This is a genomic window from Arthrobacter sp. FX8 (genome assembly GCF_026723805.1).
Classification (GTDB): domain Bacteria; phylum Actinomycetota; class Actinomycetes; order Actinomycetales; family Micrococcaceae; genus Arthrobacter.
On record NZ_CP113505.1, the window covers coordinates 185,666 to 202,707 of the forward strand.

Below are 17,042 nucleotides of genomic sequence, written 5' to 3' on the forward strand. Positions count from 1 at the left end.
TGTCCCTTGGGGGCCAGGGTCCTTAAATAGGCTGAGTGGGGGCGGTCCCCAACGATCCGCCACCACTCATCCCCCCAATGCGTGCAAAGGCCCCCGGGGCGGCCGGCGCTTTGGAATTTATCCCCGTTCGAAAACGCTTGGCAGCCCCGCCTTCACACATTCATGATTGTTTCACATTCTAATGATTTTGTGAAAGTGCACGAAGGTTACATTTCGGTAGATGTCCTGCGCCGTGCCGCGCCGCGCGCATTGACCATTTTGGCGACCCAGATTAATGCCAGCCCGACGACGAAGCACAGCACGGCCGTGTAGTTAATAAGGAACTCTATCTGGCCAAGGGTGGGCGGGATAAGAGGGAAAGACAAACTCAGGCCCGTGGCTACGGCGCCAAGACCCAGCAGCCCCGCGGCAACCCGGACCAGGGCGGGAAGCCGGCCGAAGACTGCACGCACCATTGCCGGCAGCAAAGCCAACGTGATGTAGGCGGGGTAAGCCCGGCCGGCGGCCCCGTAATACTCCAGTAAGGCAGAGTTCCAGGGATCCGTACCCACAACCCCTGTCAGCCCGGCCGACGACCCGCTGGTGCCCATCATGAAGAACAGCGTCACCATGACAACGGAAATGACCGCAAGGACCGAAACCCCGGCCCTTCCGGTTATGAGCCTGTACGCATCCCTTGCACCGAAGCCCCTGGAAATGCGGATACCCATGAAGAAAATGGCGCCGAAAATGACGAAGCGCAGCAACAGGTTGGCCAGGTTGATCCCGCCCAGCGCCTGGTCGATGACGATGTACGGCCCCTGGATGCTCAACAGGATGGCCAGGGTCATCAAGGCAAAGATGCCGAAAAGGGAGCGGTTTTCTCCTCTGAGTGTGCTGGGGACGCGGGCCACCGCAATAAGGGCGCAAATGGCCAGCGTGCTCCATTGAAGGGTTTCGATCATCCCAGGTTCTCCCAAATTTTTTCTGTCTGCGCTTGGTCCTGCTCCTGGCGGCGCAGTACTTTGCCCATTGCCTGAAGCCGGTCTCCAGCAAGGGCTGTGAGTTCTCCGTCGGTGAGGCTGTCCAGCGCCGCCTGCCGGGCACCGGGAGGCCAGCCGGCCTCCTCCTCCGTAATGATTCCCGTGGCCACCAGTCCGCCGGCGGGTCCCACTCCGGCCGCCATTGCCGTCGCTAAGGCGAGCTCCGGGGACAGCCGGTTGGCGGTCAACTGGGCGGAGTAGTTTTGCGGCGCCACTCCCGTGGAGGCGGACACGCGGTGCCGGACCTCGCCGTCGTCTACGGCATCGACCCAGTTCTTCACGGAGGTGGCGTGCGGGGCAGGAGTGAGGGCGGGAGAGGCTGCTCCCCGGGCCGCGTCCATTGCGGGGCGGGCCAGGAGCGCCCGCAGGAGGTCCGGCGTGGAAATCTGGCTGACCAGCTCGCTGCGGGTGGGTGGACGCGGCGGGCTTCCCAGGGCGCTGTAGGCGTCAAACCCGGACAGTGCGTCGACGGGGTTGATGTTGTACGCGCGGCTGATGCTGACCACCGTGCTCACGGAGACTTTGCCCCGGACCAGCTGCTGGGCCAGCGTGGTCCGCTTGATTCCGGAGACCCTGCAGACGTCTGCAGTGCTGGCATCTGGCGCGATGCCTTGCAGCCAGCGCTGGAACGCCTTGGCAGGAAGGGTCATGGAGTGCTCTCTGCAGAACGGGTGGTGAGGACGATTTTACCGTGCCGTGCCCGCCCCGGCCGTGCCGCCGATTTTGCCCATGGTCCACCTTCGCCTATAGTTGATGGTCGAGCCCGCTGGTCCGTACACCCCCCAAGTCCGGACCAGCGGGTTCTTCTATGTCCTGCAGCCTCAGCGGCGCCGCGGCCCGGTTTTCGCCGCCTCTGCCGGCCGTCGGCGGCTGTCCGGGCAGCGGCGAAAGGACGATTCGATGACTGCAACCCTTGTTGCGAAGGACATCTCCGGTGGCCACGGCCACCGGGTGCTCTTTCCGGGCTCTCGCTGACGGTTGCCCCCGGCGACGTGGTGGGCGTGGTGGGTGCCAACGGTGCCGGTAAATCGACGCTGCTGCGCCTCCTGGCCGGTGTCGACCAGCCCCAGCAGGGCTCGGTCAACCTTGCGCCGTCCGATGCCTTCGTTGGATGGCTCCCTCAGGAGCACGAGCGCATTGCCGGCGAAACAGTGGCGGCCTACATTGCCCGCCGCACCGGCTGCGCGGAGGCGACCGCCGACATGGAGTCCACCGCGGAAGCACTCGGTTCCGGCGCTCCGGGGGCGGATGACGCCTACGCCCGTGCCTTTGACCGCTGGATGGCCTCCGGCGCCGCTGACCTGGACGACCGTGTACCGGCGGTGCTGGCAGACCTCGGACTGGACGCCGGCGCCGATGCGCTGATGACGGGTCTTTCGGGCGGCCAGGCCGCCCGGGTGGCCCTGGCGGCCCTCCTGCTGAGCCGCTTCGATGTAGTGCTCCTGGACGAGCCCACCAACGACCTCGACCTCGCGGGGCTGGCCACCTTGGAGAACTTCGTAACGGGGCTGCGCGGCGGCGTGGTGCTGGTCAGCCATGACCGCGAGTTCCTGGCGCGCTGTGTGACCCGCGTCGTCGAACTTGACCTGGCACAGAACAGTGTGGCTGTCTACGACGGCGGCTACGACGCCTTCCTCGAGGAGCGCGCGGTGATGCGGCGGCACGCCCGCGAGAAGTACGAGGAGTTTGCCGCCACCAAGGCAGACCTGGTCTCGCGGGCACGGACGCAGCGGGAGTGGAGTTCGCAGGGCGTTCGCAATGCCATGAAGAAGAACCCCGACAACGACAAGATCCGGCGCGCCGCCAGTACTGAATCCTCCGAAAAGCAGGCCCAGAAGGTCCGGCAGATGGAATCCCGGATCGCCCGTCTGGACGCGGTGGAGGAGCCCCGGAAGGAATGGCAGCTCCAGTTCAGCATCGGCCAGGCACCGCGCTCCAGCGCCGTCGTCGCCACCTTGCGCAAGGCCGTGGCACGCCAGGGCGACTTCACGCTGGGACCGGTCAGCCTCCAGCTCAACGGCGGCGAGCGCGTGGGCATCACCGGCCCCAACGGCGCCGGCAAATCCACCCTCCTGCGCCTGCTGCTGGGCACCCAGGCGCCGGACGACGGCGATGCCTCCATGGGTGCCTCCGTCGCCGTCGGCGAAATAGACCAGGCCCGCGGGCTGCTGGACGGCGCACTGCCGCTGGGCGGCGCTGTCGAAGCGGTGCTGGCGGACTGGAACAGTGCCGACGTTCGCACGCTCCTGGCCAAGTTCGGCCTCAAGGCGGACCACACGTCGAGGACCGTGGATTCCCTGTCACCGGGTGAGCGGACGCGGGCTGCCCTCGCGCTGCTCCAGGCCCGCGGCGTGAACCTGCTGGTGCTGGACGAACCCACCAACCACCTCGACCTGCCGGCCATAGAACAGCTGGAAGAGGCCCTTGAAAGCTACGACGGAGCGCTGCTGCTGGTCACCCACGACCGCCGGCTGCTGGAAAACGTTCGACTCGACTACCGGTGGCACCTGGAAAACGGCACGGTCCAGGAACTCCACCACACTGCAACCCAGGAGAAACAGCCATGAGCATGGACCGCGTAGCCTGGAGTTCGCTCTACAACATCAGCACCGCAAAGAGCGCTTCGAAGCCATTTTCCAAAGAGACCCTGAAGCGGGTGCTGGCCTTTGCCGCCCCCCACAAGGGCAAGCTCATCGCCTTTGTGCTCTCCTCCATTGCGGCTGCCTTCCTGGCCGTCGCCACCCCGGTGCTTGCCGGCAAGGTGGTTGACGCCATCATCGCCAAGACCGGCGTTGACACGGTCATCTGGCTGGCAGTGCTGATCGCCATCGTGGCCGTCGGTGAGGCCGGGGTGGGGCTCTTGACCCGCTGGCTGTCCTCGACCATTGGCGAAGGCGTCATCGTGGACCTGCGCACGCGGGTGTTCGACCACGTGCAGCGGATGCCCATTGCCTTCTTCACGCGGACCCGCACGGGCGCGCTGGTCAGCCGCCTCAACAACGATGTCATCGGCGCCCAGTCCGCCTTCGCCGGAACCCTTTCCGGGGTGGTGAGCAACTCGGTGGCGCTGGCCCTGACGCTGGCCGTGATGCTCAATACGTCGTGGCTGGTGACCGTCCTTGCCATGGTGCTGCTGCCGATCTTCCTGATTCCGGCCCGGCGCATGGGCTCCAAGCTGGCTGACCTGCGCCGGGAAGCTGCCGCTCACAACGCCGCCATGGGCACCCAAATGACCGAGCGGTTCTCGGCGCCGGGCGCAACCCTGGTCAAATTGTTCGGACGTCCTGACGAGGAATCCCGCGAATTCGCCGCCCGCGCGGGCCGCGTCCGGGACATCGGCGTCCGCATGGCGATGCTGCAGTTCACCTTCGTCACGGCCCTGACCCTGGTGTCCGCGCTTGCCCTGGCACTGGTGTATGGCCTGGGCGGCTGGCTTGCCCTGGGCGGCCAGCTGGCACCCGGGGATGTGGTGGTGCTGGCACTGCTGCTGACCCGGCTCTACGCTCCGCTCACGGCCCTGTCCAACGCCCGGGTGGAAGTCATGAGCGCCCTGGTCAGCTTTGAACGCGTCTTCGAGATCCTGGACCTGCAGCCGCTGATCCAGCAGAAGCCGGACGCGAAGCCCGTTCCTGCCGGCCCCGTGTCCGTCGAATTCGACAACGTCCGCTTCGCCTACCCGTCCGCGGACAAGGTCTCGCTGGCCTCGCTGGAGGAAGTCTCCACCCTGGACACCCGCGGCGGCGAGGAAGTGCTGCACGGCGTGAGCTTCCGGGTGGAACCGGGCCAGACGGTGGCGCTGGTGGGTTCCTCCGGCGCCGGCAAGTCCACCATCGCCCAGCTGCTGTCGCGGTTGTACGACGTCGACTCCGGCGCAGTGCGTCTCGGCGGCACTGCGCGGGGCACCGGGCTGGACGTGCGGGACGCCACCTTCGATTCGCTGCGGGACACCCTGGGCATGGTGACCCAGGACGGCCACCTGTTCCATGAAACCATCGCGTCCAACCTTCGGCTGGCCAAGCCCGACGCAACCGAAGAGGAAATGTGGGACGTCCTGCGCCAGGCACGCCTCGAGACCATGATCAGGTCCCTGCCGGACGGGCTGGAAACGGTGGTGGGGGAGCGCGGCTACCGGCTTTCCGGCGGCGAACGCCAGCGGCTGACCATTGCCCGGCTCCTGATCGCGCAGCCCCGCGTCGTCATCCTCGACGAGGCCACCGCTGCCCTGGACTCCACGAATGAAGCCGCCGTGCAGGCAGCCCTGGGCGCCGCACTCGAGGGGCGGACCGCCGTCGTGATTGCCCACCGGCTGTCCACCGTCCGCGCGGCCGACGCCATCCTGGTGGTCGAGGGCGGCCAAATTGTGGAACGCGGAACCCACACGGAGCTCCTGGCCGCCGGCGGCCGCTACGCCGAGCTCTACCGGACGCAGTTCGCGGAGGCCACCGCCGTGGCCCAGGAGTCCGTCCCCGAGTTCTAGGGTTGATCAGCTAAGCCTGCGCGGCTCCCGGGACTGCCCGGGCGGCCAGCAGGGGCAGGATGTGGTCCGTCAGCAGTGGCGCCAGGTCCCGGGCCTGTCCGGCGCCGGAAGCCAGGACGTCCAGGTCCAGCCAGCGGATCTCGGCAATCTCAGCTGAAGGGTGTGCTGACCAGGTGCCCGGAGCGGTAAAGACGGTGGCTTCAATGTCAGTGGCGGCCTCGTTGGCTGCGTCGGCGATCCACACGCCCATCAACACCAGTTCGCGCGGGTCGATGGTGATGCCCACTTCTTCCTCAAGCTCCCGGGCTGCGGCCTGCACAGCTGTCTCGCCCGGTTCCGGCTTGCCGCCCGGGTGCATGAACATGGTGGTGCCGCGCTTCCGCACGGTCAGCAGGCGGCCGGTGTGGTCGAACACGCAGACGGCGGAAACCACGATGCGGTGTTTCATGCCGGTGCCTGCGACCGCACCAGGTGTGAAGTCAGCAGCAGGTCCTTGCGCGGACCGGTGACATCCCAGCTGTAGCTGAAGTGGTCAGGGTCCTCCAAGGTGTAGGTCACCCGGTAGGTATCGGGATCACACCAGTGGCTGTCCAGGTTGGCTTCCGGCGTGAAGCTCATCCGGTGGAAGGGGCGGCCGTCGGGGAAGAAGAAGTCCAGCGCGTCAGGGCGCCCGGTGGTCCGCAGCAGGTACTCGCGTGAGGCGGGGCCGGAAAAAGCAGGCCAGCGCATGGTGCCTTCCTCGCGAAGGGCCAGGCCGCCGTCGTCCGTGGGGATGAAAAGGACGACGCCGGTAAAGGTTCCGCGGGTGCCCTCCGACCTGTCCAGCAGGTCGCGCTCCACCAGCCAGCGGCCCGGGTGGGTGTCGTGGCTTGCGGCGCCGGCCGGCTGGTTGCCCAGGAGGTAGGCGCGGAGGCTGGGCTCCGGGACACGGGTGTTCAAGTGCCCTCGATTGGAATCGAACCAACGACACCGGCTTTAGGAGAGCCGTGCTCTATCCACTGAGCTACGAGGGCGCGCATCCGGTGGTTCGGCGGGGCCGGTCCGTCCGGACACGGTTACAAGCATACAAGGTGCCGGGCCGTACTACGCTCATGGCATGAGTCCAGCCCCCACTGCCGCTCCCGCCGCCGCCTTCATTCCGAACGTTGCGTCCACCCGGCAGTACATCGGGGCCTGGGCAATCCTGAGCGTGCTGCAGTATTTCGCCGCGGAGGCAGCCGTGGCCATGGCGTGGGCCGGACCCCGTCCCTACGACCTGCGGACCGGGTACATCAGTGACCTCGGTGCCCTCCACTGCGGGACGTTCTCAGGCCGGGACGTCTGCTCACCCCTGAACTGGCTGATGAATGCCTCGTTCGTGGTCCAGGGCCTTGGCCTGCTGGTGGGGGCGGTGATGCTGACGTCCGGGCTGCTGCGCGTGGCTGCCCGCCCCTGGACCAGGGTCGGCTGGGGCCGCAGGGTACCCTGGCTCGCGGCCGCCGCGGTCCGCCTGCTCACCGGAGCTGCCGGGGCAGGAACGGTGGTTGTGGGCCTGGTCCCGGAGGATGCCGGCTCACCCTGGCATTATGCCGGCGCCGTCACGTACTTCGTGACGGGTGGTGCGGCCCTCCTGGTCCTGGGACTCCTGTGGCTCCGGAAGACCGGGATGGCGTGGTTCCTGGTGGCCTGCGGCGGCGTGTCACTGGCCGCGGTGGCAACCGGCGGGCTTACCCGCATGATGGTTCCCGAGCCCGGGACGCTGGAACGGCTCATGGGGTACCCCGTGACAGTGGGCATGGCCGCCGCCGGGCTGGTCATTGCACAGCGGGTGCACCGGCACCGGAAGGAACAGCGGGCGGCGGCTGCGGCGGCCCGGGTAACTGCCGGCTAGGTCTCGTTCCGTTCCCGGCTGTTCAGGAACACAGCCGCGGCCCCGGCCAGGAGGCTCAACACCAAAAGCACCCACCCGGCAACCGTGAGGCCCGACGCCAAAGCCACCTGGCCGGCGTCGGGACCTTCCGAGGCCATCATGGCGTCAATGGCCACGTTCCCCCACAACCGGACCACAACGAACAGCATGGGCAAGGCCCACAACGCCCAGCGCAACCCCTTCCGTGCCACATTGGTCCCGATGAGCAGCAGCCACGTGAAGCCGAAGATCAGCGGGAAGAGGGTCCCCGCGGTCTTGTGGACATAGTTCAGCTGGCCCAGGGCATCGCCGTCCATCGATGCCTGCAGGCGGCCGATGTAGCCGGGATCGAACCCGCCCACCAGCGAATCGGGCATAGCCAGGCCCTTGGTGAGCTGGGTGAGCTGGTCCAGGGTCAGCAGGTGCAGGTACCAGAACAGGAACAGGCTTGCCACCACGCCGGCAACCACAATCAGGTTGCTGTTGCCCTGAGCCTTCTGCGGCGTCCGCGCTGTGGTGGGGTCCACCACAGGTGGAAGGTGGTGCTGCGGCACAACCGCTTTGTCGCCGTGCTTCTTGATCCTCTGGGCAGGGGTTTTGGCCATGGCACCATTATCCCGCCCCATAAACTGAAGCCATGACCACTGGCCGACACAGCGCAGCTGTTCTTGATCCCGCACTGGACGACTACGAACTGGCGGCCGCGCTGGTCCGCGAAGCCGGGCAACTGGCGCTCCTCATGCGCATGGCCGGCCTGCAGTCGGAACAAAAGACCTCCGTCTCGGACGTGGTGACGGCGGCGGACCACGCCGCCGAGGCCTACGTGCTGGAGCAGCTCCAACGTTGCCGGCCGAATGACGGCATCCTGGGCGAGGAAGGCGCCTCCGTCCAGGGAACCAGCGGCCGTACCTGGGTGATCGACCCCGTGGACGGCACCTACAACTTCCTGCACGGATCCACCTACTGGTGTTCCGCCATTGCCCTGAAGGACCGCGATGATGTGCTGCTGGGCGCCGTCTTCCAGCCGGAGGAGGACAAACTGTGGCTCGGCGGCCGTGACCGGCCCGCCACCCTGAACGGTGGCCTCCTCACCGGTTTCAGCGACGACGGCGGCAAACGCAACGCCACCAGCGTCGCCGAACTTGGGGCCGCCACCTACATCCACCCCACCTGGCTGATGGATCCCATGTGCGCCATGCCCTGGCACGCGGCCGCCACCTCCGCCGCGTCCCTCCGCATGCTGGGATCCGGGTCCTGCGACCTGGGCCGTGTCGCAGACGGGCAGCTGGGGTGCTGGTTCCAGCACAGCTGCCCGGAATGGGACTGGCTGCCGGGCAAGGCGATCGTCCGGGCGGCGGGGGGCGCCGTGGACACAGTCCGCGTCAACGGGCTGGAGTGGTTCCTGGCAGGAGGAACGACGGCGGTTCAGGAGTTGCGTGCAGCCCTTCAGTCAGGCTCGGTGGCCTGAGGCGGTTGCCGGCACTGGTTCACGGGTCAGCGGCAGTAATCCACAGGCTGGAAGGCGTTGTCGGTCCCACCGCCTAGACTTGTATGCACCATGGATATGTTGTTTGACCCGTACTCTGACGGACCGTTCAAGGCCGCTCCTGCCGCCACCGCCCGCACCAGGACGGGGCCGGAAGGCGTTGCCACCACGGCCGGGCCCGGCGGAATGCCGGGCAGCCAGGCCGGCTGGCAGCAGAACAACGGGGACCGGCACCACCCGGACCGGAACAGCGCGGACAGGCACGACGGCGGCCGGCACCAAGGCAGCCACCGCCCGGACGCTTCCCAGCTGCTGGAGGGGCTGAACCCCCAGCAGGAGGAAGCGGTCAAGCATGCCGGGCCGGCGCTGCTGATCGTCGCCGGTGCCGGATCCGGAAAGACCCGGGTGCTCAGCAACAGGATCGCGTACCTGATCGCCACCGGCCGTGCCCACCACGGCGAAATCCTGGCCATCACCTTCACCAACAAGGCCGCCGCGGAAATGCGGGAGCGCATTGAGGCGCTGGTGGGTGGACGCGCCAAGATCATGTGGATCTCCACGTTCCATTCCTCCTGCGTGCGGATCCTGCGGCAGGAAGCGGCCAACGTCGGCCTGAAATCCAATTTCTCCATCTACGACTCCGCCGACTCCCTGCGGCTGGTCACCCAGGTCTCCAAGGCCCTGGACCTGGACCCCAAAAAGTTTGCGCCCAAGGCCATCCAGCACAAGATCTCGGCGTTGAAGAACGAGCTCATCGACGCCGATTCCTTTGCCTCGGCAGCCAATTACAACGACCCCTTCGAACATGCGGTCGCGGACGTTTACAAGGGCTACACCCAGCGCCTCCGGCAGGCCAACGCCATGGACTTCGACGACCTGATCGCCGAGACCGTCTACATGTTCCGTGCCTTCCCCGCGCTCGCCGAGTCCTACCGCCGCCGGTTCCGCCACGTGCTGGTGGACGAATACCAGGACACCAACCACGCCCAGTACGCCCTGGTGCGGGAAATCGTGGGGGAGGGCCCGGGCGCGTCGGAACTCACCGTGGTAGGTGACTCGGACCAGTCCATCTACGCCTTCCGCGGGGCGGACATCCGGAACATCGTGGAGTTCGAAAAGGACTACCCGGAGGCCCGCACCATCAAGCTGGAGCAGAACTACCGCTCCACCCAAAACATCCTGAGCGCGGCGAACTCGGTCATCTCCCGCAACCCCAACCGTCCGGAAAAACGGTTGTGGACCGCCGAGGGCGAAGGCCACAAGATCATCGGCTACGTCGGCGAAAATGAACACGACGAAGCGCAGTTCATCGCCAAGGAGATCGACCGGCTCCAGGACGAGGAGAACCTGCGCCCCGGCGATGTTGCCATCTTCTACCGGACCAACGCCCAGTCCCGCTCCATCGAAGACGTCCTGGTGCGCGTGGGCCTGCCGTACAAGGTGGTGGGCGGCACCCGCTTCTACGAGCGAAAGGAAATCAAGGACGCCCTGGCGTACCTGCGCGTCCTGGTCAACCCGGATGACGACGTCAACCTCCGCCGTGTATTGAATGAGCCCAAACGCGGCATCGGCGACCGCGCCGAAGGCGCCGTCGCGGCCCTGGCCCAGCGTGAGCGGACGTCGTTCATGGAGGCGGCCCGCCGCGCCGACCAGGCGCCCGGCATGGCCACCCGGTCCGTCAACGCCGTCCTGGGCTTCGTGAAGATGCTGGACGACCTGGCCGAGGTTGCCTCCGGATCCGGAGCGGCCGCCGCCCTGGAAGCCGTCCTGGAACAGACGGGCTACCTCGCCGCGCTGCGATCCAGCACCGATCCGCAGGACGAGTCCCGCGTGGAGAACCTGGCTGAACTCGTGGCCGTAGTTCGCGAGTACGAGCAGGAGAACCCGGAAGGAAGCCTTGGCGCGTTCCTGGAACAGGTCTCCCTGGTAGCGGACGCCGACCAGATCCCGGATGCTCCCGGCGCGGACATCGACGCCGCCGTCGCCGAGGCCAAACGGCTGGGCGTGGTGACCCTCATGACCCTGCACACGGCCAAGGGCCTGGAATTCCCCGTGGTCTTCCTGACCGGCATGGAGCACGGCCTCTTCCCGCACCAGCGCTCCGCCACCGACCCCAAGGAACTGGCCGAGGAACGACGCCTGGCGTACGTGGGACTGACCCGTGCCCGCAAGCGGCTCTACGTGACCCGGTCCGAGGTGCGCAGCATGTGGGGCCAGAGCCAGTACAACCCCGCCAGCCAGTTCCTCGAGGAAATCCCGGCGGAGCTCCTGGAATGGAAGCGTGAAGGAACCAGCAGGCAGGCCGGCGGCTGGGGCGGCGGTTCCATCGGGTCCGGCCGGTACAGCGGGTCCTTCTGGGGCGCCGGCACTGCCCGTGGCGCGGCAGCGGACTCCTCGGCGGGATTCAACGCCGACGTTCCGGCGTTCATCGCCAAGAACCGGGTGCAGCCGCAAAAGGAAATCATCGCCGTCAGCGTGGGAGACAAGGTCAACCACACCAGCTTCGGCAACGGCACGGTCCTGGCGCTTGAAGGAGCGGGGGACAAGACCGTGGCCAAGGTGAAGTTCGACGTCGGCGAGAAGCGCCTGTTGCTGCGGTACGCGCCGCTGACCAAGCTCGACGCCTAAGCCGCCCCCGGCCGGGCATAATGGAGCCCATGCGACGGAATGTCTGGGGGATGCTCGCCGCCCTTCTCCTCCTCATTGCTGTCACCGCCACGGGATGCAGCGTGACCACCAAGGACCCCTCCTACGTTCCACCGGCCCCGCTGCCGCCCATGGAACAACTGGAAAAGGCGCCCTTGGCCGACGCCAAGACATACTCCAGCGGTGGCGACGTCCTCTCCTTCATCACCGCGGACCGCACCATCGCCTGTTCATTGACGTCCGCGCGCGGGGACCACGTGAACCTGCCGTACCAGCAGAACCGCTACGGCGACGCTGCCAACAACAAGCTGCCCATTGTCCCGGTGGCCCACTGCGAGCTGGCCACCTATCAGCCTCCCCAACCCGGGGACGTTAGGGATGACTGCGCCGGAACCCACCTGGGCTACCTGGGCGGCGTGGCCCTGCTGGCCCCGGACAGTGCACGCTACGGCGAGTGCCGCTCCGGCGTCACGTCGATGGAAGCGGCCTACGGACCCAAGGGGACCAAGGCCGGCCCGCTGGCCCAGCTGCCTGTGCTTGCGGACGGTCAGAACCTCGAACGGAACGGGCTGCGCTGTTCCGCCTACAACGGCGGCGTGGCGTGCGGAAACGTCTCCGCCGGCGTCGGATTCTTCATCTCCCCCGAACGTTACGAACTGGTCCCGGGCCCCGCCAAAAGCAGTGCATCCCCGCAGGCAGAGGGCCCAAAAACCCCGTAAATCCGCGGTTTTTCTACGCTCCATAGAATAGTGTGCTTACTCACATAAGAGGTAGTCTGGGACGGCCCGGTCCCTCCAAAGGACTAGAGTTCCCCATGGAGCATTACGCCGCGTGGCTCGTTTCCAGACAGGCCGCCGGTGCGTGCAATCCGCAGCCCGGTCATCGTCTCTTCGGATGGTGTCCGACTGTACAGAAACTACTTCGACGTAGAAGGACACTAAACCGTGGACCTGTTTGAATACCAGGCGCGCGATATGTTCGAGGCGCACGGTGTACCCGTGCTTGCCGGCATCGTGGCGTACACCCCAGAAGAAGCAAAGGCAGCCGCCGAGAAGATCGGCGGCGTGACCGTTGTCAAGGCACAGGTCAAGGTAGGCGGCCGCGGCAAGGCCGGCGGCGTCAAGGTGGCAAAGTCCGCCGACGAAGCGTTTGAGCACGCCACCAACATCCTGGGCATGGACATCAAGGGCCACACCGTTAACAAGGTGATGATTGCCCAGGGTGCGGACATCGCCGAGGAATACTACTTCTCCGTCCTGCTGGACCGGGCCAACCGCAACTACCTGGCCATGTGCTCGGTTGAGGGCGGCATGGAAATCGAACAGCTCGCCGTCGAACGCCCCGAAGCGCTGGCCAAGATTGCCATCGACCCCGCCGTGGGCATCGACCAGGCCAAGGCGGACGAGATCGTCGCGGCTGCAGGCTTCGCCGAGGAACTCCGCGGCCAGGTGGCAGGCGTCATCCTGAAGCTCTGGGACGTCTTCAAGAAGGAAGACGCCACCCTGGTGGAGGTCAACCCGCTGGTCAAGACCGGCAACGGTGACATCCTGGCCCTCGATGGCAAGGTTTCCCTCGACGAGAACGCCGACTTCCGCCACCCGAAGCACGCGCAGCTCGAGGACAAGGACGCAGCGGACCCGCTTGAGGCCAAGGCAAAGGCGCAGGACCTCAACTACGTCAAGCTCGACGGCGAAGTAGGCATCATTGGCAACGGCGCCGGCCTGGTCATGTCCACCCTCGACGTCGTGGCCTACGCCGGCGAGAACCACGGCAACGTCAAGCCCGCCAACTTCCTGGACATCGGCGGCGGAGCCTCCGCAGAGGTCATGGCCGCAGGCCTGGACGTCATCCTGGGTGACGAGCAGGTCAAGTCCGTGTTCGTCAACGTCTTCGGTGGCATCACCGCATGCGACGCCGTCGCCAAGGGCATCGTTGGCGCGCTGGCCGAGCTGGGCCACTCCGCCAACAAGCCGCTGGTAGTCCGCCTTGACGGCAACAACGTCGAGGAAGGCCGCCGCATCCTCACCGAGGCCAACCACCCGCTGGTAACCCTGGCCGCCACCATGGACGAGGGCGCCGACAAGGCCGCCGAGCTCGCCAACGCAGCTAAGTAAAGGGACGCACCATGTCTATCTATCTGAACAAGGACTCCAAGGTCATCGTCCAGGGCATCACCGGCGGCGAAGGCACCAAGCACACCGCGCTGATGCTCAAGGCGGGCACCAACATCGTCGGCGGCGTCAACGCCCGCAAGGCCGGCACCACGGTCCTGCACGGCGACAAGGAAATCAACGTCTACGGCACCGTCAAGGAAGCCATGGCGGAAACCGGCGCCGACGTCTCCATCGTCTTCGTGCCGCCGGCATTCACCAAGAACGCCGTTGTGGAAGCCATCGAGGCCGGCATCGGCCTGGTCGTGGTCATCACCGAAGGCGTCCCCGTCCAGGACTCCGCCGAATTCTGGGCTCTGGCCCAGTCCAAGGTGGATGCCGACGGCAACCAGGTCACCCGCATCATCGGCCCGAACTGCCCCGGCATCATCACCCCCGGCGAAGCGCTGGTTGGCATCACCCCGGCCAACATCACCGGTAAGGGCCCCATCGGCCTGGTTTCCAAGTCGGGTACCCTGACCTACCAGATGATGTACGAACTGCGCGACCTGGGCTTCTCCACCGCCATCGGCATCGGCGGCGACCCCATCATCGGCACCACGCACATCGACGCCCTGGCCGCGTTCGAGGCTGACCCCGAGACCAAGGCCATCGTGATGATCGGCGAAATCGGCGGCGACGCCGAAGAGCGTGCAGCCGACTTCATCAAGGCCAACGTCACCAAGCCGGTCGTCGGCTATGTGGCCGGCTTCACCGCGCCCGAAGGCAAGACCATGGGCCACGCAGGTGCCATCGTCTCCGGTTCCGCCGGTACCGCCCAGGCCAAGAAGGAAGCCCTCGAGGCTGCCGGTGTCAAGGTCGGCAAGACGCCGTCCGAGACAGCCAAGCTGCTCCGTGAGGTCTACGCAGCCCTCTAGCAGTCCTGCACAACGCGGGGCCACCCGGCCCGGTTCCCCTTTGGGGGCCGGCAGGGCGGCCCCGCGTTTGCTGTTTAACCCACCTGACTGTTTGACGCACGACGACGGCGGGCAGCGCGCGCCCGAGTGCGTCGAGTAATGTTGAGGAAGGAAAATCAGGGCGCCTTGCGCGCGCAGGCAGGGGATGACGGATGGCAGAGAAGCGACCGACCCTGGTCGACGCCGTCGTCGACAAAGTCCTTGAGCACATCCTCAGCGGAGAGATCAAGGCCGACGACGCCCTGCCGCCTGAAGCGGATATCGCCAAGGAGTCCGGTGTCAGCAGGCTGACGGCCCGCGAGGCCATGAAGGTATTGAAAGCGCAGGACGTGGTGTACGTCCGGCGCGGCCTGGGCACCTTCGTCAACCCGCCCGAGCGCTGGACCGGACTGGACGCCATCATGCGCGCAGCCTCCAGGGGAGTGGCCTCGGACCAGGTGGCACTCCGTTTGCTCGAGGTCCGCCGCATGGTGGAGACCGGCGCGGCCGAACTCGCTGCCTCCCGGCACCGGCCGGCTGACCTCGCCGCGCTGCAGGACAGCGTGGAGCAGATGGAAGCGGCCCACCATGCCGGCGACGTGGACGCGCTGACCGTGGCAGACATCGCCTTCCACGACACCGTTCTGCGCGCGTCCGGCAACCCGTTCGTGCCGGCCCTGCTGGGCCAGCTGTCCACCCTGCTCTACGCCATGCGGCGCGAAACCTCGGCGTTCCCCGACGTGCAGCGGCACGCCATCCACCACCACAAGATGGTCCTGGCCGCCATCGCCGCCGGAGACCCGGCCACCGCCCGCTCCACCATGGATGCACATATCACCCAGACTTTCGAGGATTACGAGCACTACCTTGCCGTGTCCAGCCGCAGCGGAGCCGCGGCCCGCTAGCCGCCTGTCCGGGCCCGTCCCATCGGGGTATTCCCTGTCAGCGGCATCCCCACCAGGCCGCGTCCGCAGCCGTGTTGACGCTCCCGTCCCCTGTGATTAGAATCTCATGCAGACATCAGACATCTGATATCACCCCCAAAAAATGCCGCCAGCCAAAGGAGTCGTCATGCGCGCGCATTCCCTTTTCGAGGGTCCCCACACCACCCTGGGAGGCCTGCGATGACCTCCCGTGCTGCTGCCCCCGCTCTCAGCGAGCTGGGCGAGACCACCCTCCGCAAGGTTCGTCGGAGGCTCATGCCCCTGATCGTCCTCCTGTACTTCATTGCCTACCTGGACCGGAACAACGTTGGTTTCGCCAAGCTCGGCATGCAGGGGGACATCGGACTGACCGAGGCCGCCTACGGCCTGGGCGCCGGCATCTTCTTCCTCGGCTACGCACTGCTTGAGATCCCGTCGAACGGCGGCATGTACCGCTATGGCGCCCGCAAGTGGATCGCCCGCATCCTCATCAGCTGGGGCATCTTTGCCACCGCCATGTTCCTGGTGAACGGTGAAGCGACGTTCTACATCATCCGCTTCCTCCTCGGAGCCGCCGAGGCGGGCTTCTTCCCGGCCATCCTCTTCTACCTGACCCTGTGGTTCCCCGCGGCGCAGCGCGTGACGGTGCTGGGCATCTTCATCCTGGCCCAGCCCATCTCCAACGCCCTCGGCGCCCCGGTGTCCGGCATGCTCCTGAACCTGGAGGGCGAGGCAGGCCTGCACGGCTGGCAGTGGCTCTACATCCTGGAAGGCATTCCCGCCATCCTGTTGGGCATCATCACCCCCTTCGTCATGACGGACCGGCCCGAACACGCCAAGTGGCTCAAGCCGGAAGAGCGTGAGTGGCTCTCCAACACCATGAGCGACGAACTGGCCCACAAGCAGAAGTCCGGCAACCACAACTTCCTTGCCGGATTGAAGGACCCCGCACCATCGCATACTCGGCCCTGTACTTCGGCCTGGTATGCGGCATCTACGGCCTGGGCCTCTGGCTGCCCACCATCGTCAAGGCGCTGGGCAAGTTCGACTCGACCCAGGTGGGCTTCATCGTCTTTATCCCGTACGCCATCGCTGCCGTCTTCGTCTACTTCTGGAGCAAGCGCTCGGACCGCACCGGCAACCGGGTATGGCATGCCAGCATGAGCATGGTGCTCGCCGCCGTCGGCCTCCTGGGCGCAGGCTACCTGCTGCCGGTCAATGCCGTGCTCGCCATGGTGTTCCTGACCCTCGCGGCCATGGGCATCTACTCCGCCATCGCGCCGTTCCTTGCCATGCCCTCCGCAGCCCTCACCGGTGCTGCAGCCGCCGCCGGCCTCGCCATGGTCAACTCCCTTGGCAACCTGGGCGGCTTCGTGGCGCCCTACATCGTGGGCATCCTCAAGGACGCCACCGGAAACAGCCAGAGCGGGCTGGTCTTCCTGGCCGCCTGCCTCGCCGTGACCGCCGCCGCCACCTACCTTTACGCACGCAAGCGGCCGGAGGGTGTCTCCGCCCCCGGGGTCACAGTTCCTGCCGCCGAAACCCACTAGGACG

General features: G+C 66.6%; 14 protein-coding genes, 1 tRNA gene and 2 pseudogenes. 11 read left to right on the forward strand and 6 right to left on the reverse strand.

Annotated features, from left to right (window positions below; genetic code table 11):
* Positions 1 to 206 precede the first annotated feature (206 nt).
* Both OUO20_RS00805 and OUO20_RS00810 read right to left on the reverse strand, forming a co-directional pair.
* The gene (locus tag OUO20_RS00805) at positions 207 to 944 is read right to left on the reverse strand and encodes a hypothetical protein (RefSeq protein WP_144601282.1); all 738 of its coding nucleotides are present in this window, start codon (positions 942 to 944) and stop codon (positions 207 to 209) included.
* The gene (locus OUO20_RS00810) at positions 941 to 1,672 is read right to left on the reverse strand and encodes a hypothetical protein (protein WP_268002628.1); all 732 of its coding nucleotides are present in this window, start codon (positions 1,670 to 1,672) and stop codon (positions 941 to 943) included. Before OUO20_RS00810 ends, OUO20_RS00805 begins: the two co-directional genes overlap by 4 nt.
* A 250-nt stretch (positions 1,673 to 1,922) precedes the next feature.
* Here OUO20_RS00810 and OUO20_RS00815 point away from each other — a divergent pair.
* Both OUO20_RS00815 and OUO20_RS00820 read left to right on the forward strand, forming a co-directional pair.
* Positions 1,923 to 3,589 (forward strand): annotated as a pseudogene (locus OUO20_RS00815) (ABC-F family ATP-binding cassette domain-containing protein).
* Positions 3,586 to 5,499: an ABC transporter ATP-binding protein gene (locus tag OUO20_RS00820; protein WP_223993902.1), complete on the forward strand. Its 1,914-nt coding sequence runs from the start codon at positions 3,586 to 3,588 to the stop codon at positions 5,497 to 5,499. The pseudogene OUO20_RS00815 and the gene OUO20_RS00820 overlap by 4 nt, the downstream one beginning before the upstream one ends.
* 10 nt (positions 5,500 to 5,509) lie before the next feature.
* Here the strand turns inward: OUO20_RS00820 and OUO20_RS00825 are convergent, their stop codons facing one another.
* The 3 genes from OUO20_RS00825 to OUO20_RS00835 all read right to left on the reverse strand — a co-directional run bounded on the left by OUO20_RS00825 (position 5,510) and on the right by OUO20_RS00835 (position 6,512).
* On the reverse strand, positions 5,510 to 5,947 hold the full coding sequence (locus tag OUO20_RS00825; protein WP_142068542.1) for an NUDIX hydrolase: 438 nt from the start codon (positions 5,945 to 5,947) through the stop codon (positions 5,510 to 5,512).
* A complete protein-coding gene (locus tag OUO20_RS00830; RefSeq protein WP_268002629.1) occupies positions 5,944 to 6,438 on the reverse strand; it encodes a DUF6314 family protein in 495 nt (164 codons plus the stop codon). Before OUO20_RS00830 ends, OUO20_RS00825 begins: the two co-directional genes overlap by 4 nt.
* A 1-nt stretch (position 6,439) precedes the next feature.
* Positions 6,440 to 6,512: transfer RNA gene (locus OUO20_RS00835), tRNA-Arg, on the reverse strand.
* An 83-nt stretch (positions 6,513 to 6,595) separates the two neighbouring features.
* Here OUO20_RS00835 and OUO20_RS00840 point away from each other — a divergent pair.
* Entirely contained in the window at positions 6,596 to 7,369 is a 774-nt protein-coding gene (locus tag OUO20_RS00840) for a DUF998 domain-containing protein (RefSeq protein WP_268002630.1), read from the forward strand.
* On the opposite strand, the gene OUO20_RS00845 is transcribed toward OUO20_RS00840, so the two are convergent.
* Complete coding sequence (locus OUO20_RS00845) at positions 7,366 to 7,992, reverse strand: hypothetical protein (protein WP_268002631.1); 627 nt, start codon at positions 7,990 to 7,992, stop codon at positions 7,366 to 7,368. The genes OUO20_RS00840 and OUO20_RS00845 overlap by 4 nt on opposite strands.
* A 32-nt stretch (positions 7,993 to 8,024) precedes the next feature.
* Between OUO20_RS00845 and OUO20_RS00850 the strand changes: the two genes are divergently transcribed.
* The 8 genes and pseudogenes from OUO20_RS00850 (at position 8,025) to OUO20_RS00885 (ending at position 17,038) form a co-directional block, all read left to right on the forward strand.
* Positions 8,025 to 8,855, forward strand: a complete 831-nt coding sequence (locus OUO20_RS00850) for an inositol monophosphatase family protein (RefSeq protein ID WP_268002632.1) — start codon at positions 8,025 to 8,027, stop codon at positions 8,853 to 8,855.
* 90 nt (positions 8,856 to 8,945) lie between these two features.
* Positions 8,946 to 11,501 (forward strand): DNA helicase PcrA, encoded by a 2,556-nt coding sequence (pcrA, locus tag OUO20_RS00855; RefSeq protein WP_268002633.1) that lies wholly within the window; start codon positions 8,946 to 8,948, stop codon positions 11,499 to 11,501.
* A 20-nt stretch (positions 11,502 to 11,521) separates the two neighbouring features.
* Positions 11,522 to 12,238: a hypothetical protein gene (locus OUO20_RS00860; RefSeq protein ID WP_026265816.1), complete on the forward strand. Its 717-nt coding sequence runs from the start codon at positions 11,522 to 11,524 to the stop codon at positions 12,236 to 12,238.
* A 225-nt stretch (positions 12,239 to 12,463) separates the two neighbouring features.
* Positions 12,464 to 13,633, forward strand: coding sequence for an ADP-forming succinate--CoA ligase subunit beta (gene sucC, locus OUO20_RS00865; RefSeq protein ID WP_018769571.1), 1,170 nt, complete (start codon positions 12,464 to 12,466; stop codon positions 13,631 to 13,633).
* An 11-nt stretch (positions 13,634 to 13,644) separates the two neighbouring features.
* Complete coding sequence (sucD, locus tag OUO20_RS00870; protein ID WP_018769572.1) at positions 13,645 to 14,547, forward strand: succinate--CoA ligase subunit alpha; 903 nt, start codon at positions 13,645 to 13,647, stop codon at positions 14,545 to 14,547.
* A gap of 191 nt (positions 14,548 to 14,738) precedes the next feature.
* Positions 14,739 to 15,470: a FadR/GntR family transcriptional regulator gene (locus tag OUO20_RS00875; protein WP_018769573.1), complete on the forward strand. Its 732-nt coding sequence runs from the start codon at positions 14,739 to 14,741 to the stop codon at positions 15,468 to 15,470.
* 366 nt (positions 15,471 to 15,836) lie between these two features.
* Positions 15,837 to 16,343 (forward strand): annotated as a pseudogene (locus OUO20_RS00880) (MFS transporter); the annotation flags it as partial.
* A gap of 8 nt (positions 16,344 to 16,351) precedes the next feature.
* Positions 16,352 to 17,038 (forward strand): MFS transporter, encoded by a 687-nt coding sequence (locus tag OUO20_RS00885; RefSeq protein ID WP_268002634.1) that lies wholly within the window; start codon positions 16,352 to 16,354, stop codon positions 17,036 to 17,038.
* Positions 17,039 to 17,042: the final 4 nt, after the last annotated feature.